General features: G+C 70.7%; 21 protein-coding genes and 1 pseudogene. 11 read left to right on the top strand and 11 right to left on the bottom strand.

Features of this window, described 5'->3' with window-relative positions; genetic code table 11:
* Window positions 1–25 precede the first annotated feature (25 nt).
* Window positions 26–1,078 carry a BMP family lipoprotein gene (locus C466_RS04435; RefSeq protein ID WP_004598959.1) on the bottom strand — a complete coding sequence of 351 codons (1,053 nt, stop codon included), beginning with the start codon at window positions 1,076–1,078 and terminating at the stop codon, window positions 26–28.
* A 407-nt stretch (window positions 1,079–1,485) separates the two neighbouring features.
* Between C466_RS04435 and C466_RS04430 the strand changes: the two genes are divergently transcribed.
* The gene (locus C466_RS04430) at window positions 1,486–2,049 is read left to right on the top strand and encodes a hypothetical protein (protein WP_004598958.1); all 564 of its coding nucleotides are present in this window, start codon (window positions 1,486–1,488) and stop codon (window positions 2,047–2,049) included.
* A 71-nt stretch (window positions 2,050–2,120) separates the two neighbouring features.
* Here the strand turns inward: C466_RS04430 and C466_RS17540 are convergent.
* Together C466_RS17540 and C466_RS04420 are read right to left on the bottom strand one after the other, a co-directional pair.
* A pseudogene (locus tag C466_RS17540) lies at window positions 2,121–2,312 on the bottom strand (hypothetical protein); the annotation flags it as partial.
* A gap of 11 nt (window positions 2,313–2,323) precedes the next feature.
* Window positions 2,324–3,064: a competence/damage-inducible protein A gene (locus C466_RS04420; protein WP_004598956.1), complete on the bottom strand. Its 741-nt coding sequence runs from the start codon at window positions 3,062–3,064 to the stop codon at window positions 2,324–2,326.
* 90 nt (window positions 3,065–3,154) lie between these two features.
* On the opposite strand from C466_RS04420, the gene C466_RS04415 reads away from it, so the two are divergent.
* Together C466_RS04415 and C466_RS04410 are read left to right on the top strand one after the other, a co-directional pair.
* Window positions 3,155–5,644 carry a penicillin acylase family protein gene (locus tag C466_RS04415; RefSeq protein ID WP_004598955.1) on the top strand — a complete coding sequence of 830 codons (2,490 nt, stop codon included), beginning with the start codon at window positions 3,155–3,157 and terminating at the stop codon, window positions 5,642–5,644.
* A complete protein-coding gene (locus C466_RS04410) occupies window positions 5,641–6,024 on the top strand; it encodes a hypothetical protein (RefSeq protein ID WP_004598954.1) in 384 nt (127 codons plus the stop codon). Before C466_RS04415 ends, C466_RS04410 begins: the two co-directional genes overlap by 4 nt.
* A gap of 3 nt (window positions 6,025–6,027) precedes the next feature.
* Here the strand turns inward: C466_RS04410 and C466_RS04405 are convergent, their stop codons facing one another.
* The gene (locus C466_RS04405; protein ID WP_004598953.1) at window positions 6,028–6,393 is read right to left on the bottom strand and encodes a cupin domain-containing protein; all 366 of its coding nucleotides are present in this window, start codon (window positions 6,391–6,393) and stop codon (window positions 6,028–6,030) included.
* 182 nt (window positions 6,394–6,575) lie between these two features.
* Between C466_RS04405 and C466_RS04400 the strand changes: the two genes are divergently transcribed.
* The 5 genes from C466_RS04400 to C466_RS04380 all read left to right on the top strand — a co-directional run bounded on the left by C466_RS04400 (window position 6,576) and on the right by C466_RS04380 (window position 11,425).
* On the top strand, window positions 6,576–7,442 hold the full coding sequence (locus tag C466_RS04400) for a DUF7260 family protein (protein ID WP_004598952.1): 867 nt from the start codon (window positions 6,576–6,578) through the stop codon (window positions 7,440–7,442).
* A 774-nt stretch (window positions 7,443–8,216) separates the two neighbouring features.
* Complete coding sequence (locus tag C466_RS04395) at window positions 8,217–9,245, top strand: ring-cleaving dioxygenase (RefSeq protein ID WP_004595205.1); 1,029 nt, start codon at window positions 8,217–8,219, stop codon at window positions 9,243–9,245.
* Window positions 9,246–9,344: 99 nt separating this feature from the next.
* Window positions 9,345–10,202, top strand: coding sequence for a TatD family hydrolase (locus C466_RS04390; protein WP_004595206.1), 858 nt, complete (start codon window positions 9,345–9,347; stop codon window positions 10,200–10,202).
* An 84-nt stretch (window positions 10,203–10,286) separates the two neighbouring features.
* Entirely contained in the window at window positions 10,287–10,868 is a 582-nt protein-coding gene (locus tag C466_RS04385; RefSeq protein WP_004595207.1) for a DUF2150 family protein, read from the top strand.
* Between the two features lie 74 nt (window positions 10,869–10,942).
* Window positions 10,943–11,425 carry a DUF456 domain-containing protein gene (locus C466_RS04380; protein ID WP_004595208.1) on the top strand — a complete coding sequence of 161 codons (483 nt, stop codon included), beginning with the start codon at window positions 10,943–10,945 and terminating at the stop codon, window positions 11,423–11,425.
* Between the two features lie 32 nt (window positions 11,426–11,457).
* Here C466_RS04380 and C466_RS04375 read toward each other — a convergent pair whose 3' ends face one another.
* The 4 genes from C466_RS04375 to C466_RS04360 all read right to left on the bottom strand — a co-directional run bounded on the left by C466_RS04375 (window position 11,458) and on the right by C466_RS04360 (window position 14,166).
* Window positions 11,458–12,267: a DUF63 family protein gene (locus C466_RS04375; protein ID WP_004595209.1), complete on the bottom strand. Its 810-nt coding sequence runs from the start codon at window positions 12,265–12,267 to the stop codon at window positions 11,458–11,460.
* On the bottom strand, window positions 12,267–12,716 hold the full coding sequence (locus tag C466_RS04370; RefSeq protein WP_004595210.1) for a universal stress protein: 450 nt from the start codon (window positions 12,714–12,716) through the stop codon (window positions 12,267–12,269). The genes C466_RS04375 and C466_RS04370 overlap by 1 nt, the downstream gene beginning before the upstream one ends.
* A gap of 116 nt (window positions 12,717–12,832) precedes the next feature.
* Window positions 12,833–13,753, bottom strand: coding sequence for a DNA adenine methylase (locus C466_RS04365; protein WP_004595211.1), 921 nt, complete (start codon window positions 13,751–13,753; stop codon window positions 12,833–12,835).
* A gap of 113 nt (window positions 13,754–13,866) precedes the next feature.
* Complete coding sequence (locus C466_RS04360) at window positions 13,867–14,166, bottom strand: DUF7344 domain-containing protein (RefSeq protein WP_004595212.1); 300 nt, start codon at window positions 14,164–14,166, stop codon at window positions 13,867–13,869.
* A 337-nt stretch (window positions 14,167–14,503) separates the two neighbouring features.
* Between C466_RS04360 and C466_RS04355 the strand changes: the two genes are divergently transcribed.
* On the top strand, window positions 14,504–14,791 hold the full coding sequence (locus C466_RS04355; RefSeq protein ID WP_004595213.1) for a hypothetical protein: 288 nt from the start codon (window positions 14,504–14,506) through the stop codon (window positions 14,789–14,791).
* Window positions 14,792–14,893: 102 nt separating this feature from the next.
* On the opposite strand, the gene C466_RS04350 is transcribed toward C466_RS04355, so the two are convergent.
* On the bottom strand, window positions 14,894–15,937 hold the full coding sequence (locus C466_RS04350) for an NAD(P)/FAD-dependent oxidoreductase (protein ID WP_004595214.1): 1,044 nt from the start codon (window positions 15,935–15,937) through the stop codon (window positions 14,894–14,896).
* 91 nt (window positions 15,938–16,028) lie between these two features.
* Window positions 16,029–16,538: a universal stress protein gene (locus C466_RS04345; protein ID WP_004595215.1), complete on the bottom strand. Its 510-nt coding sequence runs from the start codon at window positions 16,536–16,538 to the stop codon at window positions 16,029–16,031.
* A gap of 330 nt (window positions 16,539–16,868) precedes the next feature.
* Between C466_RS04345 and C466_RS04340 the strand changes: the two genes are divergently transcribed.
* A complete protein-coding gene (locus C466_RS04340) occupies window positions 16,869–18,218 on the top strand; it encodes an OFA family MFS transporter (protein ID WP_004595216.1) in 1,350 nt (449 codons plus the stop codon).
* Here C466_RS04340 and C466_RS04335 read toward each other — a convergent pair.
* Complete coding sequence (locus tag C466_RS04335) at window positions 18,198–18,806, bottom strand: class I SAM-dependent methyltransferase (RefSeq protein ID WP_004595217.1); 609 nt, start codon at window positions 18,804–18,806, stop codon at window positions 18,198–18,200. The two genes, C466_RS04340 and C466_RS04335, sit on opposite strands and share 21 nt — an antisense overlap.
* 84 nt (window positions 18,807–18,890) lie before the next feature.
* Between C466_RS04335 and C466_RS04330 the strand changes: the two genes are divergently transcribed.
* Window positions 18,891–19,655: a pirin family protein gene (locus tag C466_RS04330; protein ID WP_004595218.1), complete on the top strand. Its 765-nt coding sequence runs from the start codon at window positions 18,891–18,893 to the stop codon at window positions 19,653–19,655.
* Window positions 19,656–20,041: the final 386 nt, after the last annotated feature.

Below are 20,041 nucleotides of genomic sequence, written 5' to 3'. Positions count from 1 at the left end.
ATGCCAACGAGCGACCGCGACGGCCTTAGTTACAGCCCGATGCGGAACACGGAACCTCGATATCGCCGCTCGTGATTCCGTCCTTCGCGTCCTGAATGTTCTGCGACACGACATCGGGCATCTCGCCTTCGAACGCCTGCCCGATCACGAGGTCGACGCCCTCCTCGTCGAGACCGAGCGTGTTCGCGCCCGTGACGCTCTCGAAGTCGCCCTCGGCGACCGCCGAAGCGACCTCCTGGGTTCCCTCGTTGATATACTTGACCGCGGAGCCGATGATGACGTCTTGGAACTCTTCGAGGGTCACGGACTGATCCGCGTCGACGCCGATCGCGAAGCGGTCGTTCTCTTGGGCAGACTCGAAGACGCCCTGTCCGGCCGCCGCTGCGGCGTGGTAAACGATGTCCGCGCCGTTGTCGTACTGCGAAGAGGCGATGCTGGCAGCGGTGTCCGTGTCGCTGTAATCGCCGATGTACCCGACGTCGACGGTGACGTCGGAGTTGACCCACTCCGCGCCGGCGACGTACGACCGCTCGAAGGCGTTGATGAGCGATCCGTCGACGCCGCCCACGAACCCGATGTGGGCGTTGCTCGGGTCGTTCGAGTTGCCTTCGTGAGAGAGTTCCTCGGTCGTCATCGTCCCGCCCAGGACGCCTGCGAGGTAGGACATCTCGTGGTTGGCCCACGTGTACCCGGCCACGTTGGGCTCGTCGACGTGCGCGTTGATGAGCATCCAGTTCTGGTCCGGATACTCCGCGGCGTTCTGCGTGAGGGCCTCGGTGTGGTTGTACGAGACCAGCACGATGAGGTCGTAGTCGCTGCTCTCGGCGAGGGTCGACTGCGTGGACTGGTAGTTCGACTGCTCGGTCTCCTCGACCTGATTGATCTCGATGTCGTACTCCTCCTGTGCGGTTTCGAGCCCGTCGACCGCCAAGTCGTTGAACGCGTTGTCGTCGAACCCGGCGGGACTGGAGACGATCGCGATATTCGTCGTCGATTCCGATCCGCCGTCGCCGCCGTCGCCGCCGAGACACCCGGAGAGAGCCGTTCCGGCAACGACGGTACCCCCGGTCGCGAGCATGGACCGACGACTGATCACGGGCTCACCGTCCGTAGTCTCGGATCCATCAATATTTTTCATGTTGGACATGACACTCTCGCACTCGATGCTTCTACATTAAAAACCTATTTGTCAACATATATTTTTACTGATGTTTTCTAAGGCCCTCCGGGTCTCGGTGAAATTGCGTGACGGGGAGGACGTCGAAACGGCAGCAGCCGCCGCGAGCGCCCGGCGTACCCGGTACCGCAGCGCCGGGCGGCAGGTTCGAATTCTCGCCAACCCGTACGGTCGCCCGCTGGCTTCGAAGGAGCCGAACCGCGAGCGGTCGGAGCGGTCGGCGCTGTTCCGGTCGTCGACGGCGCGGGTCACACCATCGGCCGGTCGCTCAACACAAGAGGTAATTCGGTGGCACCGAGTGAGGGGGCATGGACGACACGCCGCTACACGAACGCATGAAAGCCTACGAGGCGTCGGCGAGAGAGGCGGCCAGGGCCGCGAAAAAGCGCGACCGGATAGCCGCGAACGTCGGGAAGCGACTGGCGGCGGCGGTGACCGACGCCGTCGAGCAGGACGGGGCGAACGTCGAGGTGACGGGGCGGTCGGGCGACGGGCACCGGTATCGGTTCACGGCGCGGCTCGATCGGGCGGCGCTCGTCGCCACGCTGACGGAGACGCTCCCCGACGGGTTCGTCGTCTCGCACGTCAGCGACGACGGGTCACTCTCCATCGAGTGGACCGGCGCCGACCGGACCCCCTCGAAGCGCCAACACGGCGCGGTCCTGAAGGCCATCGTCGCCGAGGAGATGGTCTTAGACGACGACGGGCTGGTCGAGTCGGTTCCGACCCGCGATCGGGTGCTCGCGCGGGCGGTCGAACTGGGAATCGACGAGGACGACGCGACTTCGCGGCTGCGTCGGCTGGCGACGCTGGACGTCGTCGACCTCGACGACGGGTACGTCTACCCGGACGACAACTTCTCGCGGTACTGAACGCGACCCACGGCTCCCGCGGGGCCGCGGTGGCGCTCCCGCGGGCGACCGGTAAGACCCGTCCCCGCTCGGAACGTGATGATCTCGTAGTCTCCGTCGACCAGCGAGCGGATGCTCGAGTGACCGTCGTACTCCGCGAGAGTAGCCAGCCCGGCGTCGGCGACGGCGTCCGCGACGCCGAACGCGCTCGAACAGTAGTCGCAGACCGCGGCGTCGTCGCGGACGGCCCGAGACAGCTCGTGGTAGTCGCTCTCCTCGTCTCGCGAGCTGTCCCTCACCAATCGCGCGACACCGGCGTCTCGCTCGCGTCGACGTTCTCCAGCAGCCACGCCGCGGCGTCGTCGAGCGCGTCGTCGTCGGTCGCGGTCACCTTCAGCCGGTTGTGGTCGGCCTCGCGGTCGGGGTAACAGCCGACGGCGACGTCGAAACGGTCCATCGCCTCCTTCAGCGCGGGGATGATGTTCGACTCCGGCTCGACGGTGTAGAGGAACCGCGAGCGCCGGTCGCCCGCGAACTCGTCGGCGACCGTCTCGAACGTCGCCTTCAGCTCGTCCGGGATCCCGGGCATGACGTACGCGTTCTCGACGACGCAGCCCGGCGCGAGCCCCGCTTCGGTCACCAGCGGGCGGCTCCCCTCGGGGACCGACGCCTCCGCCGCGACGTCGACGTCGAACTCGCGGTCGGGCACGCGCTCGCGGATCGCGGCCAGCCGGCGCTCGACCGATTCGAGCGTGAGCTCGGTCGGGGCCATCTCGCGGTCGAACGCGTCAGCGACCCCCTCCATCGTCACGTCGTCCGGGGTGCTGCCGATCCCGCCCGTGACGATCACGGCGTCGAAGTCGGCGGCGTACTCACGGACGCGCGCCGCGATCTCGGCCCTGTCGTCTGGGATCGAGAGGATCCGCGCCACGGCGACGCCGCGCTCGCTCAGCTCCGCGGCGAGCCAGTTGGCGTTGGTGTTCACCGTGTCGCCCGAGAGCAGTTCGTCCCCGACCGTGATCAGCGCGACCTCCATCGACCCGGCTTTCGGTCGGGCGACGGATGTACGTTTCCCGCCCCCGGTCTAATCCAAATTATAATGAGGTATCGGGGCCTCGGTCGGGAGGTGACACGCGACACCACGCGCCGCGCGGTCCTCGCGAGCGTCCTCGCCGCTGGGACAGCCGGGCTGGCGGCGAGCGACGCGGCCGACCTCCTCGACTCGTTCGCCCCGCTGTCGGGCCGGGCGTGGGACGCGGCCGACCGCTCGCTCCCCGAGACCGTCGAGAGCCCGCACGGGCCCGCGACCGTCGCCCGCGACGAGTTCGGCGTCCCGCAGGTCGAGGCGGACGCCGAGCCCGCGGCGTACTTCGCGGTCGGCTACTGCCAGGCGTTCGACCGGCTGTTCGCGATGGACCTCCAGCGCCGCGTCATGCGCGGCCGGCTCTCGGCGGTGATCGGCGAGGCGACGCTCGGCAGCGACGAGTTCAACGTCGCGATGGGGTTCGCCGACGCCGCGGAAGCGACCTGGGAGGTCGTCGCCGAGACGCGCGCCGGCCCCCTCGTGGAGGCGTTCGCCGACGGCGTCAACGCGGCGATGGACGACCTGCCGCTCCCGCTGGAGTTCGAGCTGATCGGCTACGAGCCCGAGCCGTGGACCCCCGTCGACTCGATGTTGATGGAAAAGCAGATCTCGTGGACGCTCACGGGGAGCTTCAGCGAACTGCGACGCGCGCTCGTCGCCGACCGCCTCGGCGCGGACCGCGCGGAGACGCTGTTTCCGACGCGGTACGACCACGACTACCCGATCCTCGACGGGACGGAGACGCGGCTCGGAGACTCGAGAAGCGGCGAACTGGCCCCAGGCGAACCCGTCTCGAACGGGTCGACCGACTCCGTCGACACCGCCGACCCCGTCGACGCCGCCGACCCCATCGACGCCGCCCTGACCGACTGGCTCTCGGGCTTCGAGTCGCCGACGGGCGTCGGCTCGAACAGCTGGGTCGTCTCCGGCGAGCACACCGCGAGCGGGACGCCGATACTCGCGTACGACCCGCACCTCTCCCTCCAGGCGCCGCCGCTGTGGTACGAGCAGTCGGTCGACACCCCCGAGCGGTCGGTGCGGGGCGCGACGTTCTCCGGCGTCCCGTTCGTCATCGCCGGCGCGAACGACCGCGGCGCGTGGTCGTTCACAAACCTCGGTGCCGACGTCCTCGACTGCTACCGGTACGAGATCGACGACGCGGGCGACCGCTACCGCTACGAGGGCGAGTGGCGCGACTTCGAGACCGACGAGCGCGAGACGATCCCGGTGGCGGGGGGCGAGGACCGCGAGCTCCGCGTGCGCCGCACCGTTCACGGTCCCCTGATCGAGCGCGAGGGACGGACGGTCGGCGTCGCGTGGACGGGCCACACCGCGACGCGGACCACGGCCGCCATCGAGGCCTACGGGCGCAGCGAGGGGATCGACGACCTGCTGGCGGCGACGCGCGACTTCGACCTGCCGACGCAGAACCTCGTCTACGCCGACGCGGACGGCCGGACGCTTTACTTCGCGACCGGTCGGCTGCCGATCCGGCGTATCGACGGCGAGGTCGTCGACGGCGACCGGATCTTCGACGGCTCCGCGGGCGAGGGGGAGTGGCGGGGGTTCGAGCCGTTCGGCGAGTCCTCGTGGGAGGGGTTCGTCCCCTTCGAGGAGAAGCCGCACGCGATCGATCCCGACGTCCTCTCGACGGCCAACCAGCGCCCGATCGACGACCCGGTCCACTACGTCGGCGTCGACTACGCGACGCCGTACCGCGGGGCGCGGATCGCCGACCGGCTCGACGACGCGATCGGCGGGGGCGGCGACGCCGACGCCGGCGGGGAGGGACCGACCGACCCCGACTTCCACCGCGCGCTCCAGAACGACGTGCGCGACGGCCGCGCGGCCGAACTCGTCCCCGAGCTGGTCGAGGCGGTCCGCGACCGGCACGGCTTCAGGCCCGCTGTCATCGACGCCGCCAACGACCTCGACGACTGGGACTACCGGATGGAACGCGACTCGCGCGCCGCGCTGATCTTCGCCCGCTACCTCCCGAAATTCCGCGAGCGCGTCTTCGGGCCCGCGTTCTCGGACGCCGACCACGGCGAGTCGTACTACCCGAACGACCGGACGCTCGCGCGGCTCCCCGACGACGACCCGCTCTTCGACGGGCGCTCGCGGGGCGACCTCGCGGTCGCGGCCCTCCGAGACGCGCTCGACGAGATCGGGGCGGCCGGCTCGGAGGACTGGGACCGGTACGGCGACTACAACACCACCCGCGCGATGGCGCACCCGCTGGGCGGCGAGGCGCCGTTCCTGAACTACGAGGAGCTGCCCGCGGACGGCTCGCCCGCGACGGTGAAGAACTACCGCGTCGAGTCCGCGATCGGGTCGAGCTGGCGGATGGCCGTGCGGCCGGGGACGGACGCGACCGCGGTCCTGCCGGGCGGCAACTCCGGCGACTACTTCTCGGCGCACTACGACGACCAGCTCCGGCGCTGGCTCGACAACAACCAGCGGCCGATGCCGCTCGGGGGCGGGAGCGACCCGGTGGTCCGGTTCGAGCCGTCGACGGAGGGGTCCCGATGAGCGACGCGTCGGAGTCGCCCGGAAATTCGGAGTCGAACGTGTCTTCGGAGTCGACCGCGCTCCGCGACCGCGTCAGGACCGAGCCGGGACCGCACGCGGTCGCGGTGGTCGCCGCGCTCGCCGTCGGCGTCGGGGTCGCGTCGGTCCACTGGCTCGGGCTTATCGCGGCGGGCGCGCTCGCGTCGCTCCCGGCGCCGACGGCGCGTCGTGGAGCGGGGTACGCCTTCGGCGCCGGCGTGGTCTGTCTCGCCGCGTTCGTGCTCTCGCTCGGGCCGGCGGCCGGGGCGGCGTCGGACATGTTCCCGGTCGTCTACGTCACGGTCGGCGCGGGGCTGGGGCTGCCGCTGTTCGGGTCGCTGGCGCGGGCCGCGGTGGCGTGAGGGTCAGTCGAGGCTCTTCAAGTCGGTCACCGTCTCGTCGGTCTCGACGTCGCCCGTGTTGCGCGTCTCGCTCGGCTCGAAGAGGACGATTTCGGCCTCGGGCTCGGCGACGGGCCGGTGTTCGGTCCCGCGCGGAACGATCGTGAACTCGCCCGCCTCCAGCACCGCGTCCGCCTCGTCGCGGAACTCGATCCGGAGTCGACCCGCGTTGACGAGGAACAGCTCGTCGGCCTCCGCGTGGCTGTGCCAGACGAACTCCCCGTCCGCCTTCGCGAGTTTCACCGCCTGCCCGTTGAGCTCGCCCGCGAGCCGCGGCGACCACGTCTCGTCGAACGAGTCGAACGCCTCGGCAAGGGACACCTTCTCCATACTGTCGGTCGGGGGCGGCGCGGTAAAGTCGCTGTCCACCGGGGCCGGTACGAGCGACCGCGGCCGCAACCGACGGGGACGGCGAGGGGAGTATATACCGCTCCGGAGCGGCCCGGACGTCTCTGCCCTCCGCGATACCACTCATATAAGCGCTTACGAGGGGCCTCGACGTGCCGCGACGTATGGCAGCGACTCACGCGGACGAGGGGAGCGACCCGATCCGGGCGGCGCGGGCGAAGCTCCGGGTCGAGCGGCGTCGAGTCGTCGACGAGCGGGAGGCGTTCCGAGCGTTTCGCGGCCGGGTCTCCTCGATCCCGAACGAGAGCGGGCGCGTCGACCCGACGGACCCGGGCGCGGGCGGAGGATTCGCCGGCGCGGGCGGACCGGCCGGCGTCCGCGGCGCGATCGGGGGAGCGACCGGGGGAGCCGACGGTGCGGCGCCGCCCGGGTCTCGGCTCGTCGCGGTCCGGGACGCGTACCGCGCCACGGTGATGTCGGTCCCGCACTACGAGGCGGAGTACGACGACACCTACGAGCGGAGCGTCGCCGAGGAGTTCGGTCCCGAGCTCGCCTACGTGCTCACCCGCACGGACTGCTTCCACGAGGAGTACAAGCGCTCGTTGCTGTGCGCGGTCGAGACCGCCGTTCAGGAGCGCGAGGCGTTCCTCGACGCCGTGGAGTCGGAGATCGAGTCGGTCGAGCGCGCTGGGTCCCGCCTCGAACCGATCCGGACGGAGATCGGGGCGATCGAAGCGGAGATCGGCGGTGAAGGAGACGACTCGGCGGCCGCCGGGTTCGGCGCGCTCGACGCCTGCCGGACCCGGATCGGGGCCCTCCGCGACGACTGCGACCGGATCGCGGCCCGCCGCCAGCGCGTGCTCGCAGACCACGAGCGCCGGCTCGCGCTCGGCGACGAGCTCGACCTGCCGGGGTACTGCTACCAGGACCTCGACGTCACGTATCCGGTTCTCGCGGCCGTTGGCGCGGTCGGCGACCAGCTGGAGATGCTCAGGGAGCGGATCGAACGGGCCATGGCGCGAGCTCGCTGATCAGTCGATTCGATCCGATGAAGTACCCGCGGGCGGCCGCATTCCGGTCGTATCGTGGAGGAACTCCGACGATATTTATAAAAGAGAGCGGGCGGGGAGTAGGCCTACACATCCCCGGTCGCTCGCTTATAAATAGTTGCTTGCGGAGCGGCGGCGAACACCGCCGAAGCCCCAGCCGCTCGTTTATAAACACTCGACCACGAACCGTTGGAACACACCTCCAAAGCCCCAGCCGCTCGACTGTACGTGATCCCTCGCTCTGCGGTGACCGCCTCCAAAGCCCCAGCCGCTCGACTGTACGTGATCCCTCGCTCTGCGGTGACCGCCTCCAAAGCCCCAGCCGCTCGGCTGTACGTGATCTCTCGCTCTGCGGTGACCGCCTCCAAAGCCCCAGTCGCGAGGGCGGCGTACGCTCGCTGCGCTCCTCGCTCAGTCGCTGACGCTCCTTCGCTGCGGTGCTTGCGTCGCCTACGCCGCCCTCGCGACTGCCCCTTTGAGCCCCACCCCGCCCCGCACAGCACCGCACCTCACGCCTCCCCAGCCTCGCGGTTCGCGCTCTTCGAGCGCTCACCGCGTCCCTCGCGCGTGCGACTCGCGCCCTGACGGGCGCTCGTCGGCACGCGCCACCGCACTTCGTTTATAAATGATGTCGCAGCCGATCGGGGTTCAGGTATCGATCGAATCCCGCCCTCGGCCATCGTCGTGGGCTCGTACTCGACCCGGTAACACCCGTGTCCGCACCGATTCAAGTCCCTCCGGAGCGTATCTGGAAGTATGACAGACGAATCCGACTCCGCAGGCGCCGGAACCGAGGACGGCCCGACTCCCACCCCGGGAATCCACCACGTCACCTGCGTCGCGGGCGACCCGCAGCGCAACCTCGACTTCTGGGTCGAGACGCTCGGGCTCCGCCTCGTGAAGCGCTCGATCAACCAGGACGACCCCGGGACGTACCACTTCTTCTACGGGGACGCCGAGGGCACGCCCGGCACGAGCATGACGTTCTTCCCGTGGACGGACCTGCCGGAGGGCGAGGTCGGCGCCGGGCAGGTCTCCCGCACCGCGTTCCGCGTGCCCGAGGGGAGCCTCGACTACTGGGAGGGGCGGTTCGACGAGCGCGGCGTCGACTACGACGCCCGCGAGGAGCGCTTCGGCGAGACGGTCCTCCCCTTCCGCGACCCCGACGGGCTCCCGGTCGAGCTGGTCGAAGTCGAGATCCCGGACGACGACCCGACGACCGCGTGGACCGCGCACGTCCCCGAGTCGGCCGCGATCCGCGGCTTCCACTCCGTGACGCTGTGGCTCGACGACCCCGACCGAACCGAGGGGCTCCTGCGGACGATGGGGCTGACCGAGACCGAGTCCGAGGCCGACGCCGCGACCGGCAACGACCGGACTCGCTTCGCCGCGGGCGGCGCCGTGGGGAAGTACGTGGACGTCGTCGAAACTGATCGGCAGGGAAGCTCGGGGCGCGGCACGGTCCACCACGTCGCGTTCCAGACGCCGACGGACGCCGACCAGTCCGGGATGCGCGACGCGGTCGCGTCGATGGGCCTCCGCCCGACCGAACAGATCGACCGCCACTGGTTCCGGTCCGTCTACTTCCGGGAGTTCGCGGGCGTCCTCTTCGAGCTCGCCACCGCCGACCCGGGGTACGCGAGCGACGAGCCCCTCGACGCGCTCGGGGACCGGCTGGTGTTGCCCGGGCGGTTCGAGGACCGACGCGAGGAGATCGAATCTGGCCTCGCCGACGTGACCGTCCCCGGGACCGACACAGCGTTTGCGGCGAACCGCGCCGACTGAACCGCGCCCCGGCGCGCCGCGACGAGCCTCCCGCGGTCGCCGACCGCGCCGACCGCCACGGACCGATCCTTCTAATCGCGCGCGGCCGAACCATCTCGCATGACAGAGGACCTCGGCACGCCGGTGCTGGACAACCACCTCCACCTCGACCCGCGACACGGCCGCGGGATCGAGGCCGTCGAGGAGTTCGCGCGGCTCGGCGGGACCCACCTGCTCGTGGTGAACAAGCCCTCGTGGCTGCTCGGCGTCGAGCCGGACGAGCCGGCCGACTTCCGGGCCGTCTTCGAGGAGACGCTGGAGACCGTCGCGGCCGCGACGGACGCGCTCCCGGGCCGCGCGTGGCCCGTCCTGGGCGTTCATCCGGGGCTGATCAGTCGGCTCGTCGACGAGCGCGACTTCGCGCCCGACGAGGCCCGCGACCTCATGCGCGGCGGGCTGGAGGTCGCGAGCGAGTACGTCGCCGACGGGGACGCGCTCGCGCTGAAGTCCGGGCGGCCTCACTACGACGTGAGCGACGCGGTCTGGGACGCGTCGAACGCGGTGACGCGGCGCGCGTTCGAGCTGGGCGCCGACGTCGACTGCGCGGTCCAGCTCCACACCGAGGCCACCGAGGACCTGACCGACCTCGCCGCGGTCGCCGAGGATGTCGGCCTCGACCCCTCGCGCGTCGTCAAACACTACGCGGCCGGCGAGCTGGCGGGCGTCACCCCGAGCGTGATGAGCGACAAGGAGCGGCTGGAGCGCGCGGCCGAGGCCGGCGAGCCGTTCCTGATGGAGACGGACTTCGTCGACGACCCGGAACGACCGGGGATGGTGCTCGGACCGAAGACCGTCCCGCGGCGGGTGCGCTGGCTGTTGGAGGGGGAACACGACGAGGCGGTCCGGCGGGCGCACGTCGAGACCCCCCGCGCGGTGTACGGAATCGACACCGAGGCGACGCTCGAACGAGAGGTCTGATTCCGGGATTCTCACGCGTGAGACGCTATCTCGGGCGGCGATCGATAGGAAAGGCATTTGAGTAGTCCGGGCGACGTACGGGACATGACCGACGACGACGCCGTTGAAACGTTCTATACCGACGAACGCTGGCAGAACTGGCTCGACAGGCTGGCCGAAGAGGAACTCGACCCCGAGAACGAGGACTCCGCGCGGCTCCTCTTGAACCTCCAGGACGACGCCGCCATCGCCGTGGTGAAGGTGCTCGCCGCGTTCGACGAGGACCGCATCGACGAGGAGCGCGCCGTCGAGGAGGTCCGCGACATCCGCGAGATCGTCCTCGCAGACGTCGAGTTCGACGACGAGGACAAGGTGATGCTGATCGACGGCGTCCAGACCTCGCTGGTCCCCGTCTTCTACGCGGCCGAGGAGTACGTCGTCGGCGGCGTCGTCGACGGCGACGTGAGCGAGTTCGTGCGCGCGGCCGCCGAGGCCGAGGAGGGCGACGACCTCGACGCCGCGCTCGGCTACGTCGTCCAGGCCGGCACGCGCGTCATCGACGGCGAGGCGCTCGACATCGAGCTCGTCGAGGACCTCGAGTACGGCCTCGTCTCCGAGTGGGTCAACGGGCTCGACTCCCTCCAGTCGGCCATCGAGGACCCGGAAGTCGTCGAAGAAGAAGACTGAGCGGGGTCGGCGGACCCGCTCCCGTCGGGCCGACCGTGGTGAAGTGTTTTCAGCGCACGTAGCGTCCGTTCCGTATGGTGACTCTCGCGGCCGGACTGGCGATCGCGCTGCTCGTCGTCTGGACGGCCAGCTCGTTCGTCCCGCTGGTGCCGGGCGGCGTCCTCGCGGCGCTGACCGTCGTCGGCTACGCGTACACCACCGGGTTCGCGGCACCGAGCCCCGCCGTGGTGGTCGCGCTCGTCGTCGTCTCGCTGCTGGCCTCCGCCGCGGACGTCGCGTCGGGGATGGTCTCCGGGAAGCTCGGCGGCGCATCGACCCGGACCGTCGTCGTCGGGACGCTGGTGGGAATCGTGCTCCTGATCCCGCTCGGCCCGATCGGGCTCGTCGTCGGACTTGGCGGCACCGTCTTCCTCGCCGCGCTGAACGAACGCGACGGCGACACGCGCGAGGCCGCTCGACAGGCGGCCTACGCGGTGGTCGGCGCGCTCGCCAGCGCGTTCGTCCAGGCCGTCCTGCTCGCCGGCGTCACGGTCGCGTTCGCGCTGGCGGTCCTGTGAGGCGACCGGGAACGCGCCGGTCGGGCCCTTCCTCACGCCGCCACGGAGAACAGCAGCAGGTTGTGCGCGGCCGGGCCGAGGCCCATCGCCGCGACGAAGCCGAGGAGGAGGTACCCCTCCGCCGGCTCCTCGCGGACGTAGGCCGCGAACAGCCACACGACCGCGCTCGCGACGGCGAGCTTCACGAGGAGGAACAGCCCCCCTTCGCCGATCACCGGGAGCGACGGCAGTCCGCCGATCTCCAGCAGGATCCGCGAGAGCGGCGTGCGCTCGCCGAATCCGAGCTGGGTGGTCCCCACCGCGGTCGAGACCCCGTCGAGCGCGTGCCCGAACACCGCGAGGGCGCCGACGGAACCGGTGACCGCGGCCTCGGGCCGGAAGCGAGTCAGGCCGACCCAGGCGGCGGCCGCGATCGGAATCGCGAGCGCGAGCGCGACCGCCGACCAGCGCGCGCCGATCGGCGAGAGGCCGGTAGCGACCGCGACGGCGACGACGGGGACGAGCAGGAGGACGCCGGCGGCCGCGAGCGTCGCCGCGACGCGGTCCGGGCGCGCGGCGTCGGCGGCGAGCCACGCCGCGCCGGCGAGCGTCCCCACCGTGAGGTAGACGGTCGGCGAGCCGGCGAACGGCGCGAGCGAGGACGGGAGCGCGTCGACGACGTAGAGGACGTGGGCCGCGGAGCCGAGCGCCATCCACGGGGCGAGCGCGAGCACGCGGCGGGCGGTCACTCGGGGCCGGCGGCGGCGGAGCGCGGCGACGACCGCGCCGGTCGCGAGCAGGACGACGAGGAGGTGCGGTGCGGGCGGCAGCGTCGTGCCCGCCGGGAGGAGGCCGCCGACCATCAGACCGACAGAACGGGTTGGCTCGCGTACAGGAGGACGTACTCCGCGGCCTTCCCCAACACCTCGCCGGGGTCGCCGGAGACCGGCTCGCGCGGGACGACGATGAAGTCGGACTCAAGCTCCTCGGCCGTGTCGAGGACGACGCTTCCCGGGTGGACGGTCTTCACCGACGTGGAGAAGCCGTAGGCGATGGAGTTGCTGTGGGGGACTCCGGCGGCCTCCGCGCGGCGCGCGACGGAGTCGGTGAACGCCTCGGAGTCGTCCGCAACCTCGCTCTCGTCGACCACGCCGTGGTCGATGGCGCGGACGACCTCCTCGTCGAGGACGTACAGCGCGTGGACGCTCGCGCCGTACTCGCTCGCGACCGCGATGGCGTAATCGACCGCCTCGTGCGACTCCTCGCTGCCGTCGACGGGCACGAGGACGAGGTCGATGTCGAGATCGGTCATACCCGACCACTCGGCGGGGGAGGTCAAAAAGCCCGCCCCATTGCCGCGGTCCGCGACCGGAAACCGACGGCGGCGACCGCGGCACGTGCCGCCGGGCTGCCCCGATCGTGGCCGACTCAGTATCCGGACAGTTCCCGCTGACCGACCTCACGGCGCTCGGCCGGCGGGACGTTCGTCGCGACGATCTCGTCGACCGCGTCGCGGCTGTCGGCGTCGCTGTTGATCGCGCGGGTCGCGCCCTCGCGGTCGACGCGGAAGCCCGCCTCGGCGTACGCGTCGTACATCACGCCGCTGTTCGAGAGCACGACCCACACCCCGGCGTCGTCGAGCTCGCCGGCGACGTCGAGCAGCCGGCGCTGGTCCTCGCGGTCGAACCCGGCCGCGCTGTACTCGTTGAAGCTCGCGGTCGCGCTCATCGGCTCGTAGGGCGGGTCGAAGTAGACGAGGTCGCCGGGCTCGGCGGCGTCGAGGACGTACGCGAAGTCCTCGTTGCGGACCTCCGCGTCGGCGAGCAGGTCGCTCGCCCGACGGACCCGGTCGCGCTGGACCCAGTCGGGGTCGGCGTACCGACCGATCGGGACGTTGAACCCGCCGTCCGCGTTCTCGCGGTAGAGCCCGTTGTAGCAGGTCCGGTTGAGGTAGAGGAGGAGGGCGGCCTCCTCCAGCGGGTCGAACTCCCCCTCGTACGGCCGGCGGTTGAACCGCGCGCGCTGCTGGTAGTAGTAGGCCTCCACGTCCCGACCGCGCGCCGTCTCCTCGGCGTACGGGAGGTCCGGGTCGGGGTCGCCCTCGGGGTCGTCGAACGCGGCCAGCCGCGAGAGCAGCTCGTCGGGGCGGTCGCGGACCTGCTCGTAGAAGTTCACGAGCCGCGGGTTGGCGTCGTTGACCGTCGCGCGGGCGGGTTCGAGGTCGAAGAAGACGGCCCCGCCGCCGACGAACGGCTCGTGGTACCGGCCGAACGCCGACGGGAACCGGGCGTACAGCTCGTCGAGCAGCTGCCGCTTCCCGCCGGCCCACTTCAGGATCGGCTCGGCCATGGCTGTCGGGTGTCGCCCGCGCCCGGGGATAAACGTCTCGGGCCGCGTCCGCGATGATCGGCCTCCGGGCCGCGTCCGCTCGGCCGGCCGCGACGGTCGGTCGACCGCGCCGGTCAGTCGTCCGAGGGCTCGATGTCCGGCATCGGGAGGTCGTCGACGTGGCCCGCGGCCTCCTCGAAGTTCGGGCCGGGCCTGATGGTGCCGGCCTCGCGGTCCCACTCGATGTAGCCGGCCTCCTCTAAGGCCGGAAGGTGCGTCTCGCGGAGCTCGGCGGCGATCTCGTCGGCCCGCCCGCGAACACGCAGATCCGCGACCGTCTCGACGGTGCCGTCGGCGAGGCCGGCGACCACGCGTCTGCGCTCCGGCGCCGAAACGACGACCGTTGGGTCGGTGGTGGGAGTGTCGAGTGTCATCGTGTGTAGCTGTCCGTATCTACGAGAAGAGTCGAAGCGAAATAAAAGCACCGCCGGGCCGCGTCTCGGGACCGTCCCCCTCCGCCCGGGTGAGCGGATTCGACTCCGGGGCCGCGAGCGCGGTCCGCGGCGGGCGACTCCCTGCGACCGGGACTTCGACGCCGTCACCGATACTAACTCACAGATTTTTGAGAGGTGTACTAATGAGTAGCATGGTACATCTTACACCGCATGAACAACTGTTTCAGTTGTTTTACGGACATGGTCCGTGGTACCGTTTCTCAAAACATATTTGAGAAGTGAAAGGTTTTAGTCGGCGGAGCGCGTACGGTGAGATATGTACCAAGGTTCCATCACCTCGGCGGAGGCGCACCGGCCGATCGGCTCCGAGTCGCCGCCGGGCAGTCGCTCGCCGCTGGGAACGCTCGCGTTCCTCGCGCTCATCCTCGCACCGTTCGTCGCGCTCGCGTACCCCGTCGCGACCGTCGCGCTGCTGACCGGCACCGTCGCGCTCGCCGTCCTCTCGCGGTCGGTCCTGCGGACTCTGCGCCGGCGCAGCGGGCGCGTCCAGACGCTCACGCTCCCCGGTCTGGGGACCGTCGAGTACCGCATCACGACGAACTAAGCGCTCCGGTCGCGGATCGGTCCGCTCTCGAATCGCTCTTTCAGAAAAGACTCGTTCCCCCGGCAGCGACGCCGCGGTCGACCGCGGCGGCGCCCCCTGTTTTCAAATACCGTACGCGACGCGCTCGCCGACGTCGAGCCCGTTCGCGAGCGCGGCGTGGAGCCGCCCCTCGCCCGCGACCCAGTCGCCGAGGAGGTACAGCCCCGCGTCGCGCGCCGAATCGACCGGCCCGCGGTCGACGCCGCCCTCCGGCTGCGCGTAGCGCCACCCCTGATGGTCGGTCCAGGCGGGGTCGGCCAGCCGCTCGTCGCCGACGATCTCGGCGACGTGGTCGGCGAGCGCGGCGACGTTCTCCGCCGGGTCGTCGTCGTAGTGGGCGTCGGACCACGCGTCGCTCGCCTGAACGACGAGCAGCGTCTCGCCGTCGGGGACGTGGCCGGCCTTACACTCCTCGCGGGATATCCAGCCGACCGCGTGCTCCTTGTCGGTGTTGACGAGCGCGTAGTAGGGGACATCGAGCGCGAACGGGTAGCGGAGGACCGCGGTCCAGACGCTGCGGTACTCGACCGCGCCGACGGCCTCGACGAGTGTCTCGCGGAGCGGGTCGTCCCACTGGGCGGTCCGGAGCAGCTCGGCCGTCTGCGGGGCCGGCGGGTTCAGGAGGAGGACGTCGAACGGACCGTGGGTCTCGCCGTCCGCGTCGTCGAGTTCCCACTTACTGTCGGCCTCGACTCGTCGCACCGTCTCGACGCGAGTCCGGCGGTGGACGGTCGCGTCGGTGCGGCCGAACAGGCGCTTCGCGATCTGGGTGAGCCCCCGCCGGTAGCTCCACTTGTGCTCGTCGGCGTCGCGGCCGGGGGACACCGCCCCGTCGGCCGCGAAGGTGTACACCGGGTCCGTCACGTCGACGAGCCCCTCGTCGTCGAGCGTTTCGGTGATCAGTTCGACGACGCGGTCGTCGTCGCTCTTCAGGTAGTTCGCCCCGTAGTCGTACGTGAGGTCGTCGTGGCGTCGGGTCGCCGCGCGCCCGCAGAGCCCGCCGGACTTCTCCAGCACGGTCACGTCCGCGTCGGGTACGGTGCCGTCGACCACGAACGCCGCCGCGGCCGCCCCCGCGCCCGCGCCGACGATGCCTACGTCAGTCACACCGATCGTTAGGGTTCGACCCACTTAACCGGTGGCGTGCGGGCGAAACGGGGACGAGACGGGAAGGAGGAAGCGACGGCGCGAGGCTCGGTCAGGCGTCGTCCGGGCCGACGACCATCACCGGTGCGTCGGCGCCGCGCCGGACGCGGGCCGGGACCGGGTCGGGATGGAGGAGCCGGTCGAGCCCGGTCCGGCGGGCGCTGCCGATCACCACGAGGTCCGCGTCGTGCGCGGCGGCGAAGTCGACCGCCTCGCGGTGCGGGGTCCCGTAGCGGAACCACTTCTCGACGTCGACGCCGACCGACGCGCCCGCGGCCTCGACCGACTCGACGAGCGCCTCGCCGGCCCGCTCGCGACGCTCGACGACCATGTCCCACCCCTCGGTCGTGTCGACGACGTACAGCGCGTCCACGGTCGCATCGTGGGCCGCGGCGAGGTCGACTGCCGTCGACGCCGCCGCCCGCCCGGCCGGGTCGTCGGTCGTGACGACCAGCACGCGCTCGAAGCGCCCGGGCGGGGAGCCCCCTGCGGCGCTATCGGCCTCGCGAGAGGCGATCGCGATTTCGCTCGGCGAGTCGGTGGCGTTGATGTCGGTGGACATGTGTTCGGTGCGGGCCGTCGGATAAACGACTCCGCGTTCGAATTCGCCTACGAGCGGACGCATCTTAACAATTTTCGACAGGATAGACGATTATCATAATTTATCGGCCGGTCGTGATTCCCTACCGCGGCCGGGATCGCAGTGCGCCCGGGATCCCCCCGAAAGTCGGCGGGCGCCCGGTCGGACGGACTCGGAGCAACGACGCGTTTTAGTCGAGGAGCGAGGAGTAGACACACGAAGCCACCGAACCGGGTCGACCGCGGTTCGCGGCGACTCCGGTCCGACCGGATCACATGACACGGACCAACAGCACGCAGCCGACGAACGACGATGGGTAACGACGAACCGGACGCCTCGACCGCCGAGACCGACGGAGAGACCGGCGACAATTCGGCCGTCGGGATCGACTACGCCGCGCGCGCGGCCGACGTCCTCGGCTTCTCGCGGTGGTGGCAGATCGCCGCCGCGGCTGGGATGATGGCCGCGGTGAGCCCGTACCAGTACGTCTGGTCGTCCATCTCTCCGGCGCTCTCGGAGGGGCTCGACATCGCGCTGCCGGCGCTCGGCGCGGTGTTCTCGTTTTACGTCGTGTTCCAGTCCCTCTCGCAGTTCCCCGCGGGGAAGTGGCGAGACAGCCGCGGACCGGGCGCGCTCACGTTCCTCGCGGCGGTGCTGGCCGGCGGCGGGTACATCGGCCTCGCGTACGCGACGAGCCTCTGGCAGCTGTACCTCCTCTACTCGCTCGGCGCGGTCGGCGTCGGTATCGTCTACACGGTCGCGGTCAACACCGCGGTCAAGTGGTTCCCGGACCGGACGGGGCTGACGACCGGCGTCGGGACGATGGCGTTCGCCGCCGGGAGCGCCCTCGTCGTCCCGTACGTCCGCGCGAACGCGACCGTCGCGGCGTACAGCGACGTGCTCCGCAACATCGGGATCGGCATCCTGGTCGTCACGCTCGTCGGCTCGTTCCTCCTCCGGGACCCGCCGGAGGACTGGCTGGATCGGAAAGACGGTGACGACGACGACGAGGGGCTCGCGGCGTCGATCCGGGGCCGCAACTACTCGACGCGCGAGATGCTCTCGACGTGGCAGTTCTGGCTGCTGTACGCGATGTTCATCGCGATGGCGAGCGCCGACCTGCTCGTCATCGCGAACGTGGTCCGGTTCGCGGAGAACTTCGGGCTCGCGGCGTTGATCGCCACGCTCTCCGCGACCCTGCTGCCCGTCGCCGCGGGCGTCTCGCGGCTGATCCTCGGCGAGGCGACCGACCGCTTCGACCGCAAGCGCGTGATGGCCGGGTCGTTCCTCCTCGCCGGCCTGTTCCGGATCGGTCTCGTCGGCGCCGGGGAGGCGGGCAACGGGGCGGTCTTCGTCGCGTTCGTCCTCGGGGCGATGTTCTTCTCCTCGCCGCTGTACGTGTTCTTCCCCTCGCTCTTGGCCGATTACTACGGCGCGGCCAACTCTTCCGGCAACTACGCGGTCCTGTACACCGCGAAGGTCGGCGGCGGCGTCTTCTCCGGCGTCGTCGCCGGCTACCTCGTCGCGTCGACAGGGTGGAACGCCACCTTCGTCCTCGGCGGCGGGCTGGCGGTCGCGGCGGGGCTGGCGACCTTCGTCCTCCGCCCGCCGAGCGGCTCGGGGCTGGAGTCGCCCGAGGCGTCACGGGAGCGTCCCAACTAAGGCGTAGAACGGGTCCCCACCCGGGCGTTCCGCGATCCGGTCGGTGACCGCGAACCCGCCCGCGTCGAGGTACCGCTCGACGAGGTCAGCCCGCTCGGCCATCGAGGCGGCCCGCCACGCGCGGACCGCCTTCGTCGGGAACATGCGGTTCGAGAAGCTGACGACGACGGTGCCGCCGGGGGCTAGAACGCGGGCGAACTCGGCGAACGTGGGCCCCGGGAACTGGAGGTACTGGACCGACAGCGCACAGCAGACGACGTCGAACGAGCCGTCGGCGAACGGCAGCGACTGGTCGGCGTTGAGGTCGCTGACGACGAACTCGTCGAGGCGGTCGTTGGCGGCCAGCTCCGCCTCGTTGAGCCCGTGGCCGACGACGCGGGCGTATTCGACGTCGGGCAGGTGCGACACCCAGCTGCTCATCGCGTCGAGGACGCGGTCGCCGGGCTCGGTCACCGAGGCGTACAGTTCGGTCAGCCGCGCGAGGAACGCGTCGTCCGCGTGGGTGACGAACCGCGGCTCGGCGTAGAACGTCTCGTCGGGGCGGTCGTCGCGCTTGCGGCGGTCGCGGTCCGAGAGGACGGTCGGCACGATATCGGAACGCGGGGCGCGGGACAAAAGAGCGCGTCGCCCCCACCGGACGGCTTTTGACCGCGGAGATTTTACCATTTGGTAATGGACTCCACCACCGCCGCCGACCGCGGCCTCCACCCGGCGCCCCGCTCCGAGGTCTTTCAAGATCAGGGGAAGTTCCGCACGCGGTTCAACTTCCCCGGGCGGAACCTCCCGGACCACGACGACCACGGGTACGGCCCGCTCTCGACGGTCGTCGAGTCGTTCATGGATCCCGGCACGCTGATCCGGATGCACCAGCACCGCGACGAGGAGATCGTCTCGTGGGTGCCCGCGGGCGTGATGCGCCACGACGACCGCGAGGGCAACGAGCTCGTCACCGACTCGGAACACCTCCTCGTGATGAACGCCGGGTCCGGGTTCTGGCACGCCGAGGAGACGCTGGCGGACGACCCGCCGCTTCGGATGCTCCAGATCTTCGTCCGCCCACAGGAGATCGGGTTGGAGCCCGGGATCCAGCACGGCCCGCTGCCCGAGCCCGAGCCGAACGAGTGGCGTCGCGTGTTCGCCCCTGCGGGCGCAGACCACCCGTTCACCGTGCGCAACGCGGTGGACTGCTACGACGTCCGCCTCGACGCGGACGCGGGCGCGACGCTCCCCGAGATCGAGGGTCGCGACGCCTACATGTACGTGTTCGAGGGGACCGCCGCGGTCGACGGCGCCGACCTCGCCGAGACGGAGAGCGCACTGTGGACCGGCGACGGCGCCCCGCCGACCGTGACCGCGGGCGACGAGGGCGCGACCGTCGTCGCCTTCCTCGTCGACCCGGACGCGCCCGTGACGCGGCAGGGGACGATCGGGCGGTAGGGGACAGCGGGGGTACGTGCGCCACCGCCGGACGCGATACAGTATTTAAATGACCAGGAGCGACGGCGACGATTGTTTATAAACGAACTGCGGTGGCGCGCGCCTCCGAGTGGCCGCCGTCGGCGGCCACGAGGAGCGCGTGCGAGGGAGTCAGTCGGCCGGAGCGCAGCGGAGGCCGACTGACGAGGCTGGGGAGGTGTGAGGTGCGGTTGCCGTGCGGTATGGGGCGGGACTCAAAGGGGCAGTCACGAGGGCGGCGCAGGCGACGCAAGCACCGCAGGGAGCGAACGAAGTGAGCGACCGAGGCGCGCAGCAAGCGTGCGCCGCCCTCGTGGCTGGGGCTTTGGCGGTGTCCGCCATCGCTCCGTCAGTAGCGGCTCATAACT

This window comes from Halorubrum distributum JCM 10118 (assembly GCF_000337335.1).
In the GTDB taxonomy this organism is placed as follows: Archaea; Halobacteriota; Halobacteria; order Halobacteriales; family Haloferacaceae; genus Halorubrum; species Halorubrum distributum.
This window is presented reverse-complemented; position numbering and strand designations above follow the sequence as displayed.